General features: G+C 32.8%; 8 protein-coding genes. 6 read left to right on the forward strand and 2 right to left on the reverse strand.

What is annotated here, in order from left to right:
- Positions 1-131: 131 nt before the first annotated feature.
- From Q9R40_RS04320 to Q9R40_RS04340, 5 genes are all read left to right on the forward strand, one after another.
- Entirely contained in the window at positions 132-3,611 is a 3,480-nt protein-coding gene (locus tag Q9R40_RS04320; protein ID WP_304676508.1) for a restriction endonuclease, read from the forward strand.
- On the forward strand, positions 3,611-7,066 hold the full coding sequence (locus tag Q9R40_RS04325) for a helicase-related protein (protein ID WP_304676452.1): 3,456 nt from the start codon (positions 3,611-3,613) through the stop codon (positions 7,064-7,066). Before Q9R40_RS04320 ends, Q9R40_RS04325 begins: the two co-directional genes overlap by 1 nt.
- A 193-nt stretch (positions 7,067-7,259) precedes the next feature.
- A complete protein-coding gene (locus Q9R40_RS04330) occupies positions 7,260-8,174 on the forward strand; it encodes a restriction endonuclease (protein ID WP_304676453.1) in 915 nt (304 codons plus the stop codon).
- Positions 8,175-8,218: 44 nt separating this feature from the next.
- Positions 8,219-8,449 carry a hypothetical protein gene (locus Q9R40_RS04335; RefSeq protein WP_304676454.1) on the forward strand — a complete coding sequence of 77 codons (231 nt, stop codon included), beginning with the start codon at positions 8,219-8,221 and terminating at the stop codon, positions 8,447-8,449.
- Positions 8,418-9,359: a restriction endonuclease gene (locus Q9R40_RS04340; protein ID WP_304676455.1), complete on the forward strand. Its 942-nt coding sequence runs from the start codon at positions 8,418-8,420 to the stop codon at positions 9,357-9,359. Before Q9R40_RS04335 ends, Q9R40_RS04340 begins: the two co-directional genes overlap by 32 nt.
- A 152-nt stretch (positions 9,360-9,511) precedes the next feature.
- On the opposite strand, the gene Q9R40_RS04345 is transcribed toward Q9R40_RS04340, so the two are convergent.
- On the reverse strand, positions 9,512-10,429 hold the full coding sequence (locus tag Q9R40_RS04345) for a prenyltransferase (RefSeq protein ID WP_304676456.1): 918 nt from the start codon (positions 10,427-10,429) through the stop codon (positions 9,512-9,514).
- A gap of 120 nt (positions 10,430-10,549) precedes the next feature.
- Positions 10,550-11,440 carry a YitT family protein gene (locus Q9R40_RS04350; protein WP_148421094.1) on the reverse strand — a complete coding sequence of 297 codons (891 nt, stop codon included), beginning with the start codon at positions 11,438-11,440 and terminating at the stop codon, positions 10,550-10,552.
- Between the two features lie 56 nt (positions 11,441-11,496).
- On the opposite strand from Q9R40_RS04350, the gene Q9R40_RS04355 reads away from it, so the two are divergent.
- Positions 11,497-12,693, forward strand: a complete 1,197-nt coding sequence (locus Q9R40_RS04355) for a CCA tRNA nucleotidyltransferase (RefSeq protein WP_304676458.1) — start codon at positions 11,497-11,499, stop codon at positions 12,691-12,693.
- Positions 12,694-12,723: the final 30 nt, after the last annotated feature.

Genomic DNA, 12,723 nt, shown 5'->3' on the forward strand with positions numbered 1-12,723 from the left:
TTTTAATAAAATATTTGCTTTAATTTAAAATTAAATAAGCCCTAGTGTAGCTTTTTTGGAAGAAGTATGATTTGTGGTATCAAGGCGTTATATGATAACTATTTAAAAGAAATAAGGAAATATTGAAAAACATGGTTAATCAATTACATATCAAAGATATATTAACTAATATGGCCGGTGATGAAGTATCTGTTGATATTCTTGGAAGCTATTTAGGATATACGGTAGGGAAAAACCCTATTAATCCAGACAGTAACTTGAGAATATATTTTACCGACAAAACAGAAGATAAAAATACTGGTGTCATGGCCGTACTAGCAATGCCAGATTTAGATGAAAATTCAAATACAATTCAGATTCGTAAACTTTACGAACAGGTAATCGATATTAAGAATAATCAGTTAGGATCAGATTTTTCTGTTTCTGTTGTCGGTTTTATTGGTAAAAAACGTTTAGTTTTCTTCCCAATAGTAGGTGGAAACAGAGATACTCGCTTAGATATAAATCCTAGAACTGTGGATATTAATCTCTATAAGCGCAATCTAAATTACTTAAAGAACGACGGTATTGTAGTAGAAGAGAGCCCATTTGGCTTTGGTGCTGAAATTAAGATTGATGACAAAGCATTTAGACGTGAGCTTTCAAGTGGTTTCTTAACTATGGTATCTCTTTATAGAAAAAAGCTCTCTGAGTGGATTACTGCTTCAGATCTCAAAAAATACTTGGAAAACTTGGTTTCAGACAAGGCGAAGGTATACATAGAGCACAATAATATTAATGAGCTGGTTCAAGATGAATCATACAAAAAAGTTCTATCAACTGTAGTTGATACTATTTCATTAAGACAGTTAATGAGACGCTTTCTTGAAGGATACTACGGTCCTGATTCATTTGATGTTGATGGAATTGCATTAGGTGTTGGTGATGGAACTCTTGATGAAGCTATTGAAAAAGCTGTTAATATTGCTAAAAATGTTAGTGAAGAGAAAGAAATTAAGAAGTTGAATAAACAGAAAACAGCTATTGGTCAACTAGATCTATTTGCGGCTAGTTTTACTCCAGAAGAAATTGAAGCAACTTCTCAAGTTCAAGTGAAAGAAGATCATAAGGACTATCTTGCTGATTTAAGTAAAAATGCCAGCAAGCAGTTTGAATTAGCTTATGGCGGAGACTTATTCGCTGGTTCTATTGGGGACGCGGCTACTAAAATCGATAATGAATTGGCAAAGCAAAATGATGTAGATTGGGTTAAACCTTATATTGACACTAAAGAAGGTAACTTCAGCTTTAGATTTGAAGATATGCCACCAGAAGCTATCGAAAAGCAGTACGAAGACTCTATGAGTCAAAATGTTCAGATTACTTTAGATAAGGAAACTAATAAACCAGTAGTTTTCTTTGGTGATGATGAAGTAGAACAGAAGAATAAGGGCGCATATTACACTGATCAACGTTTTGTTGATTATATGGTAAATCAGACAGTATCAGTAGAGTTCCAAAATAGATATGACGCTATTAAAACATCGCTCAAAGGAGATGACATTACTGAAATAGATGCAGCTATTCAGCACTTATTAGATTTGAAGATAGCCGATTTCTCATGTGGTGGGGGATCATTTTTGAGAGGGGCATTTCTTAAAATTGCAGAACAATTCCCTATGTTCAATGCATTGGATTATCCTCAAGAAATACGAGAAAAGTACAATTTCCTCAGCAATTCAGAAGATAGTCAATATCTCTGGGAAGACTATGTAATGAAGCATATGATCTATGGTGTTGATATTGATTACAAAGCTATTATTATATCAAGTTTAACTTTAACTTTATCATCCCTGGAACATAAACCTAAAAATACTAAGTTACCACAACTCATTGGTCGAACGCTTATCCATGCCAACTCATTAATTAATGCTGTTCCTTATTACAAGCGTGAAGAAGTTTTTAGCAAGTATAAGAAAGATATTGCTAAATTAAGAAAGCTCAAGTTTACCAACTTTTCAGCGTTTACTAAATTACGTGATGATTTAACTGAAAAGGTTATGTCTGAAGCTGGTGATGTATCAAAATACGCTAGTTTTCTTGAAATTAATTGTATTGAATTTTGCTTGCCTGAAATTTTCTTTAATGAAGATGGAACTCTTAAAGAACACGGTGGCTTAGATATTATTATTGGTAATCCTCCGTGGGAAATTTGGAAGCCAAATTCTGATGAATTTTTTTCAGAATATGAAGCTAGTTATCGTGGTTTACCCAATAAGCGTGCAAAGAAAAAGCTTGAAAAAGAAATAATTGCTAAGATGCCTAATATTGCAGAAAAATGGCAGGAGGAACAAGATAGAATTAAAACTGCCTCTAAGTACTACAGATCAACTGATAATTTCCATTACCAAACCTGGAAGGTTAATGGCAGAAAGACTTCTTCAGACTTGAACTTGTATAAGGTATCACTTGAACGTTTTACTCAATTAGCTAAAGACGGTGCATTATTTAGCATTTTAGTACCAGATAATTTTGCAACTGACAACGGATCCACTGGACTACGTCATTTAGTAATTGATCACTATAAACTTAACGAATTTCTTTCATTTGAAAATAGAAAAGGAATATTTGCAGCGGTAGATAATAGATATAAGTTTGCAGTTCTATCATTTGATGGAATGAATAAAGATTTAAAAGAAACAGCATTTCGTTCATTCTTCTATCGTCAAAACTTAGATGATTTAAATAATAATACACTTAAGATGTTATATCCTTTTGATTTCTTATTTGATATGGAACCAGAACGTTATGCGATGGTCGAGGCACGAAACAAAGAAATTTTTGATCTATTTAGAAAGATTAGGACTACTTTTAAACCTCTAAGAGATAGTAAATTAGTTGATTTTAGAAGAGATTTTGATAGAACTAATGATGCTGATAAATTTATTGAGATTAAAGATGCAACAGAAAAAGATGTTCCCTTATATGAGGGAAAATATATTAATCAGTTTATAATTGAGCCAGAAAAAATTAAGTATGCAATAAACAAAGAAGTAGCTGAAAGAAAATTAAAAGAAGATATCTCTCAGTATAGAATCGGAGTACGGGCAGTGGCTAGCTCTACTAATAAACGTTCACTGATAGCGACCCTGTTGCCTCCACATACTACAAGTATGAATAGCTTGCTATCACAAAAAAATGCTAACAAGTTTGGTGCCTCAAATAAGTTATTTATTTTAGGTATATTAAACAGTTACGTATTAGATTTTGTTTTAAGGCAATTAATTTCTATTAATATCAATCAAATCTATTTACAACAATTGCCGATTCCAAAAGAGTCCGATGTAAGAGACGCGCCATCAATTATTCAAATAACAAAAGAACTTCTAAAAAAAAATACTAATCACTATCAAGATTTAGATGAAATAGTTGAAGGAAGGAAGTATCAAAATTATAGGTATGAAGAATTGGTTGCTGAGCTTAATGCACGAGTGATGATTGACTTTGGATTAACTAGACAAGAGATAGTTATCTTGATGCATACTTTTGAAAGTGCAAATCATACTAAAGACGTTCAAGAAGAAACTCAACGTATTTTGGATTGCTATGATAAGTTAAGTGAGGAAAGTTAATGACTGATAATAAATTTGAAAATGAACTTTTGGGTAGAAAGGTTATTGATAATCGGACTGTCTCAATGACAGAAACGTTGAAATACCTTTTAAATAAAGAAGAATTTAGAATTCTCGATGTAGCCGTGGGTTATTTTTATATCAGTGGTTTACTTTTGTTAAAAAACGAATTTACTAATTTTATGGATAATCGTAATGGTCACTTCCGTATTTTAATGGGAAATGAAACAAATGGTGCTACAGTTAATGTCCTAGATAGTGGTAAATATCAAAATTATGCTGAATTGATAAAAGCATCTACAGAAAAAGACACTAACAATATATCGGATAAAGAATTTTTAGGTAAGGTAGCTGAGTGGATTAAAGAGGGCAGAATTGAGGTAAAAGTATATACTGGAACTGCAAATTATTTTCATGCCAAAAGTTATTTGTTTGCTTCGAGCTTAAATACTGGCTATGGTACGGCTATCGTAGGATCTTCAAACTTTTCTAAATCTGGGTTAGAGGGAAATACAGAATTAAATGTATTAACTCAAGACGGGTTCTTTGCATTACATCACTGGTATAACGATTTGTGGCTTTCTAAAGATGAAGTTACAGATTTTGCACCCGACTTAATTAAGATTGCCAATGATAACGGGGCTAAAAAGACACTTCAACAATATAAACCAGTTAAAGAAACTTATTATGACTTCGCTAATATTTTTGCTCAGCCTTATGCGCAGTTAGATACCAGTAAGGAATGGGTAAAAGAACTGTTTCCGCACCAAAGAAGTGGAATCGTTGCTACAAAAGAAAAACTAGATTCACTAAATACAGCTGTTCTTTCTGATGGAGTAGGTTTAGGAAAAACTAGAACTGCTGCCGGTGTCATAAGATTATATTTAGAAACTCAAAATATCAATAGAATATTGATTATTGCCGATAATAAGCTGAAAGATCAATGGCATGATGAATTAAATGCTGTTGGTATAAAAGAGCACGAGTATGAATATATCTCACGTCAGCAACTGGTTAATATGAGCGATGACCAGATTAAAGCTAACAATAACTATACTTTAATAATTATTGATGAAGCCCATTTGGGGTTTAAGAATAATAATACTGAAGCTTATAAAAAGGTATTATTTATGAAACAAAACAATCCTAAAGTTAAAGGTTTATTATTAACTGCTACTCCTTGGAATAACGCTCGTGAAGATGTAATTAATATAGGATCTTTATTCCTTAATGTAAATGGAATTCCTAATGATAGGAAGTATAAACAATACTTTTTACTTTCGCCCAATAAATTGACTAACAAGGTTGTAAAACACCTTGCTAACGATGATGCAGCTTTTAAAGAGTTTTGGTCTGATATTTATTTACAAAGAACGAGAAAAACATACGGTGGTAAGGGAACACGCTTCCCACATAGAAACTTTCCTAGTGTTGATATTCCATATGAACCAAGAAAAAATGAAATCTTTAGCAATAACTTCGATGTAATCTCTGATTTGAAATTTCCATATCAAGATCCAATTAAGTATGTTGATGATAGTAAAGAAGAACTTGGAGCTAAGCAGCTTAAGATGATGCTTCTTAAAAGAGCTGATTCAAGTTGGAAAGCTTATGTGACTTCATTACAACATATTGTAGATAAGCTAGAAAAATTAAATGAACTTTACCTAAAACGTATGTCTTACTTAAAGGGTAAAGATTTATTGGGACACTATCGGAGTTTTTTAAGTACTGCATATGGAGTTTTGGAATACGAAAATAATGTAAATATTTTATTTAAGGATTTTGAACTGTCTACTCCAGAAGATACCTCGCAACAAACTGTTAAGTCTCAACTTAGAAAACAGCGGTATATTGAGAATTTAAAAGCTCAAATTGATGGCCTTACTGTTAAAAATGCTAAGAATGCCATTGAAAAGATGATAGCTGATTATAACAGTGATCTTTCTACTTTGAAGATGCTGATTGAGAGTTTAAATAAAGCCTACAGCAAGGTTGATGAAAAAGTTGATGAAATTATTAAGTGTATTGATGAAGAACACTCAAAAGGTCATAAAATAATATTAGTGTCACAATTTGCAGATACCGTAGAATATTATTATGATAAACTTTATTCTCATTACAATAAGTCTCAGCTTAAATATCCAATGGGGATGATTACGGGAGCAGCTAATGCAATAGGCGAAGATGGTGCTTCAGCTAAGATAAACCAAGCCCCATCTACTAAAAAAGAAGTATTAAAGCACTTCTCTCCACGTTCTAAGAAGGCAATAGAACTAATCGAAAATAATGAGCAAATTGATTTAGTAGTTGCTACAGATACTATTTCAACTGGTCAAAACTTGCAGGACGCTGTAACTTTAATGAATATTGATTTACCATATAACCCTATGACTTTGGAACAGAGAATTGGTCGTATTGATAGACCATTGCCTGAAGGTGATAATAACGATCAAATTTATATTTATACTTTTCCAATTTATCAATCTATTAACTCTCAGTTAAAGATGATGAATAGATTGGGGAGTAAAATGGCTGGTGTTTTGAATGATACCGAATTTGATAACGTAGTTTTACCCCAATATGAAGAGTATCTAAAAGATATTAAGGAAAAGAAGCAGAATGCAGTTAAGGCAATGCTTGATAAGACGGACGATCAATTAATCAACCACTCTGATTTCTCTTCAGAGAAGCATTCCGAAGCTTATCAGCAGGCAAATAAGCGAATGTATGACTTTAAAGCTAATCAGTTTACACCGCTTAAAAATCCATTGATTCCTGATTATAGTTTTTCAAATGGTAAAGATAAGTCTATTGCAGTGGTTGAAATCCAATATTATGATGTAAATGGCTCATTTCTTGAAAAAGAGAACATTTTGGTTGATATTGATGCCGCTAAAAAGATTAAAATAATTGAAGCAGAAGAGAATCTCAATGGCGAAATAGGATTTGATATTCATAACAGTAATGTATTACCAGAAGAAAAAGCTTTAGCAGCGATAGAAAAGGCTAAAGGTCAAATATATCCAGTAATTAAACAGCAAGTGGCTAAATATAATAAACAGCATGAATTTTTTGCTAAAAATATTGATTCAACTAAAAATAAAACATCAGTAAAGGCTGCTGTTGCTTTGCGTACAAGTGCATCTCAAGATCCTAAAATGGTGATGTCTAAATTACAATCAGTAAAAGTTGATCCTAAGCGTTTGAAAGATATTACGCAATATGTAGAGACTATTGATAAAGATGATGATCTGTTTCCAATAGTTAAAGAAATAGCAGCTAACCCTAATGTATTCTGGCTAGAGATTAAGAATTACATTAAATTTTTTAATCCCGATAATTTACAAGAAATGGAAAACGTAGGTAAGGATATACAAAAGGCAAGTACTAGAAAAGCTGACTTGGAGAAGACACAGTATAGAGTTCTAAACGGAAATATTGTAATCAAATAATAATGCGTATTTGTTAATGTTGGATATAAATGAATATTCTTATATAAAAACGATCAAATAAATTTTGATCGTTTTTTAGTAATACTAAATACATTATAAGAAAAATAATATAGAATAATTTTACATCGTTAACTTTGATATACTTATTTCATAATTAAGTACTAAATTAATAAACATATGGAAGAGTAACATAATGACGAACTTCACAAATATGAATAGACAAGACCAGCAAGCTTATTTAATGAAACCCATAATTGATGAATTAAAACAAGTTGGCGGCCAAGCAACTACAAGAGATTTAAAGCGGGCAGTTGTTGAAAGAGAAGAGAATATTCCCGAAAATATCTTAACGATGTATAAAACATCAAGAAATGGGAGAAAGTATCTCCCATTTAATTATGCATTTAACTTTGCAATCTCTAACTTAATTATGGCTGGGATGCTTAAAAGACCTAAACAAGGAATAGTAGTTCTGACTGAAAAGGGACGAGAATACAAAGGAAATAGAACTGAACTTAGTGAGGCAGTTTATAAAATCTCCCTTCCTCAGTGGCAGAAGAAAATTGAACAAAATAAAAAGAGCAAAGAACCTAGCATTAATATAAGAGAAGAAGAATCGTTAGATGACCTTGAAGAAGATTGGAAAGGCCCTCTCCTAAATGCTCTACTTAATCTAAGTCCAGGAAAATTTGAACTTTTTTGTCGTGCTTTAGTAGCAAAAATGAATGTCGACATTGATGAGACTATCGGAACTAGTCTTACTGGTGATGGTGGTGTAGACGGCTATGGTTACATTAAGACAGATGATTTTAGAACTGCACGTGTAGCGATTCAAGCTAAAAGATGGAATCCTAGCAATTCAGTTTCATCCCCTGAGATTGATAAATTTCGTGGTGCAATGGATAAATTCAGAGCTGAATATGGAATTTTTATCACTACTTCAACTTTTACTAGAGATGCAATTCAAGCATCCCGTGCAGGAACAAGAGTAATTACCTTAATCGATGGCGATCACTTGCTAGAATTAATTGCTAAATACGAACTTTATGTGACTAAGAAAGTAATTACTACTTATGAACTAGATGACTTTTTTGAAGAGAAAAACTAATATCTTGAAGTTATAGTAAGATTTAGTAAAAGAGAAGGTTTGAAGTGAATAAAATAATGCCAACAGATAAAGTAATTCATAACAAAGATCAAGAACCCATATCCTTAAATCAACAAGTTTCTCAAGAAACACAATACTTATTATCTACTTCAGCAAATCGAAAGTCATTGCAAAAAGGAATGGGGCAATCGCATAGTAATAGAATACTAACTCCAGAAGAATGGAATAAAATGGTTCAAGATAATGATAGACTACAAAACTTTAAAACACAGTGATAATGGAATGCCAACTTGGGATGCTTTTCTAGGGCCTATTTTACAAGTTGCAAGTACTAAAAATATCTGGAAAAGACAGGAATTAATACAAAGCGTTTTAAATGAAATTAACTTACCTGAAGAACTTATGACTTTGCAGTATCCGTCAAAATACCATGATTTAGTAGCGGCAGACCGAGTTAACTGGGCTTTGAGTGATTTAAAAATTTCGGGTTTATTAACTGCACCCAAAAGAGGTTTGTATCAGATTACTAGTCTCGGACAAGATTCTTTGAATAAATACGGGCTAAACATTACGCGTGAATATATTCACTCACAGCCAGCTTATTTAGATCATCAGAAGAAAATAAAGAGTAAAAAAGAATATGACAACGAAATTACTGAAGAACAAACCTTTGAATTAAGCGAAAAACAAATTAGGGATTGGTTTGAAAAGCAAAATAGTGATCTTTCAGAAGCCTTGATTGCAAAATTGCGAAAGACTGATCCATATCAATTTGAAGAAATGATGGTAAAACTTTTAAATGCGATGGGCTACAAAGGAACAAACGGACAATCCGTAGTAACGCAAAAATCTAATGATGGTGGGATTGATGGCATTATTAATCAAGATCCGTTAGGATTGCGTACTGTATATATTCAAGTAAAAAGATACGCAGAAAATAACGTTGTTGGTAGTCCAGAGATTAATAGCTTTTTCGGGGCATTACGGCGAAAACAAGCTGATCGCGGAGTATTTATTACTACCTCTTCATTTACTAAGGATGCAAAAGAAGCAGCAAAGCAGTTAAATATTGCTTTGGTTGATGGTGAAATGCTTACTAACTTGATGATCCAATATAAAGTGGGAGTACAAGTTAGTCAAACTTATGAATTATATGACATTGACGATGACTTTTTTGAGCAATAGTAAGTATAATTCACGGTGAGCAGATAAAATTGCGGAGAATTTATAATTTTTATTGAAACCGGTCGAAAAGTAATTAATCGCACGCAAAGCGGTTAAAAAACGCACGCAAAAATAAAACCTTCCGATTTAACTTAAAGTCGGAAGGTTTTTTACTATCTTCTTATTAAGGCCAAAATGAAAAATAGACCAATGTAAATTGTGAAGTACAGTGACTCGTTTTTGATGAAAATCATATAGGTTTTATGCTTATCTGGATTATTAAAGAAAGTTTGTAAATTTTTCCATAAAAATGGTGTTATAAGCACAACTAGGGTATTGAGCCAACTAATTTGATTAATAATTGCCAAAAATATAGGAGTAATGAAACCAAGAATTGTGAGAATTTTCAATAAATAAATAGATTTTTTAGTTCCAAGATAACTCGCAAAGGTCTTTCTACCATTAATAAGATCTTCACGTAAATCACAGGTATTATTAGCTAGTTGCGTGGCAAAAAATAAAAAGAATATCGGTAAACACTTAAGTAGGGTAGTTAAGAAAGTGTTCCAGGTAAAAGTGTATTGTCCGCAAATCGCAACATACACGCCGACTTCAATAATAAAAACTGAGATCATCCCGCTAACAATTAATTCACAAAATTTGGTTGCATTAAGTGGCTTAGGACCGGCAGTGTAAAAGATTCCGAAGAAATAGCCAATCATCCCTAGTATTAAAACAATATAGTTAGTTCGGTATACTAAAATTAGGCCTGGAATAGCTGAAACAATATACATAATAACCATTAATTTTTTAACTGCCGGTAGTGAGAGTTTCATGCGCCCAATAGTGTTAGTAACAGTTAAGAAATGCGGATCTTTGCCGTGCAAATAATCAAAATAGTCATCTGCAATATTAACTGCTAGATCAAATAAAAAGACATCTAAAAAGCAGAGTAAAATATTGATGATATTTAGATAGTGAAAATCCTGATAGGCAATTGCACTGGCAAATAAGAACCAAATTAGATTTAAAGGTGCAATATAAATTTCTGATAGCTCATAAAATGCTGCCCAAGTAATTTTATTTTCCATTGTTTTCCTCGATATTATAAATGAAATCCTTAATTTATAATACTAATTTTTTAATTAATTTAAAATAGCATACTATGAGAATAAAAAAGAAACTAGCAACAACTAGTTTCTTCCTAACTATTATCTTCTAAAGAAAATATGTCTCTTTTTTCTTTCATAAGTAAAGCCTTGTCCTAGTGCTTCATGAACATCAATTATTGAAACAAAGGCGTTAGGATCTTCACGCAAGATTAATTCTTTAACCTGGCTAATTTCACGCGGTGAAATTACACAATAAATAATTTTTTTAGCTGATCGATCAAATCCGCCTTCTGCATTTATGAAGGTATATCCTCGATCTAGCTGAACATCAATCATTTTAGCGATCTGTTCATATTTATCAGAAATAATAAACAATCCTCGTGCAGCATAGGAACCGGCTTGAATAGAATCAGTAATTCTCGCTAAAACAAAACTAGCTAGCAAAGTATAAATCATATGCTTAATATCAAGATAACTAAGAGAAATTGTTAATACAAATGCATCAAGAGCTAGTAAAGATTTTCCAACCGGAATTCCTAATTTTAAATCTAAGATTCTAGCAATAATATCTGTTCCACCCGTGGTTCCGCCGTATTTAAATACAATACCGATTCCAACACCAGAAAACAAACCTGCTAGTACACCAGCAATAAAAAGATCATGGTCTAAATTTAATTGGTTTATAATAGGAAGATGAAGCCAAAAGGATAAGAAGAAGGATAGGCAAAGTGTGCCCCAGATTGTTAAGGCAAGGAGCCGTTTGCCCATAAAGCGATATCCGATTATAATTAGGGGGATATTTAGAAGTAACGTGGATAAACCTGGATTGATGTGGAACCAATACCGAAGTAAAAGGGCAATACCACTAATCCCGCCATCAGCAAGTTTGTTAGGGATGCTGATAGCATCTAAGCTAAAGGCATATATGCTACAGCCTAGAGTAATGAAGAAGATTTGTTTAAAGAGTTGTTTATTGAACAATTTAGTCATGTTACTTCCTTCTTTCTATATTAAGAAGTACGAAAATTAAGGGGAATAGGGAATATATGAAGATTAATAATTTACCGGAAGTTTTTACTGCCGCGCTTCCAGTTTTAAAAGAGATTAATGAGGCGGGATATGAGGCCTATTTTGTCGGCGGGAGTGTGCGGGACTTACTTTTAAATCGGCATATTCATGATGTTGATATTGCAACTAGTGCCTATCCAGTGGAAATCAAGCAAATTTTTAAGAAAACAATTGATACCGGAATTAAACACGGAACCGTCACGGTTCTTTATGAAGGTGAAAGTTATGAAATTACAACTTTCAGAACTGAATCAGGCTACCAGGATTTCCGTAGACCGGACCATGTAACTTTTGTCCAAAACTTATCAGAAGATTTAAAGCGACGTGATTTTACTATTAATGCCTTAGCAATGGACGTAGATGGCCATATTATTGATCACTTTGACGGATTGGGCGACTTAGAAAAGCATTTGATTTGTGCAGTTGGGAAAGCTGAGAATCGTTTTCATGAAGATGCCTTGAGAATGATGCGTGCAGTTCGATTTATGAGTCAATTGCAATTTACACTTGAACCAGAAACAGAACAAGCAATTAGTGACAATCATGAGTTACTAAGTAAAATTTCTGTTGAACGTATCAGAGATGAATTCGTAAAAATGGGTATTGCTCCTGGCAGCCAAAAGGCATTCCAAGTTTTTTTGGATACTGGTTTATCAGAAGAAGTACCCGGTTTTAGGGATAAAAAAGAGAATTTAGCTCTTTATCCTCAACTTAATTTTAGCCCTACTAATGAAGCTAATCTATGGGCTTTGATGATTATTTTACTAAAATTACCAAATGACAAGATTCCTCACTTTATGCGGATGTGGAAGAATTCCAATGCGATGGAGCGTCAAGTAGCTGATATTGTTGCTTTCTTTGACTTAATTAGTTCACACGCACCGAATAATTATGATCTGTATAAAGCTGGTTTAGAAACAATAGTTTCAACGATTGATTTAGCCCATATTTTGGGCCAACCAGTCAACGGTAGAGCCTTAGTTGATAGTTATGAAGCATTGCCAATTAAGAATAATCGTGACCTAGTAGTAGACGGACACTTTTTATTAAAAAATGGTATCCCAGCTGGACCAAGAGTTGGGCTTTTATTAGAAGAAATCAAAAAAGCCGTTTTAGAGGGAGTAATTAGTAATAACGAGGCAGCTATTACTGAATTTATTTCTTTAAATCATTAACTAAAAAAGCAGGCAGTGATAATTGTATTC

The organism is uncultured Lactobacillus sp. (genome assembly GCF_948948975.1).
GTDB lineage: Bacteria > Bacillota > Bacilli > Lactobacillales > Lactobacillaceae > Lactobacillus.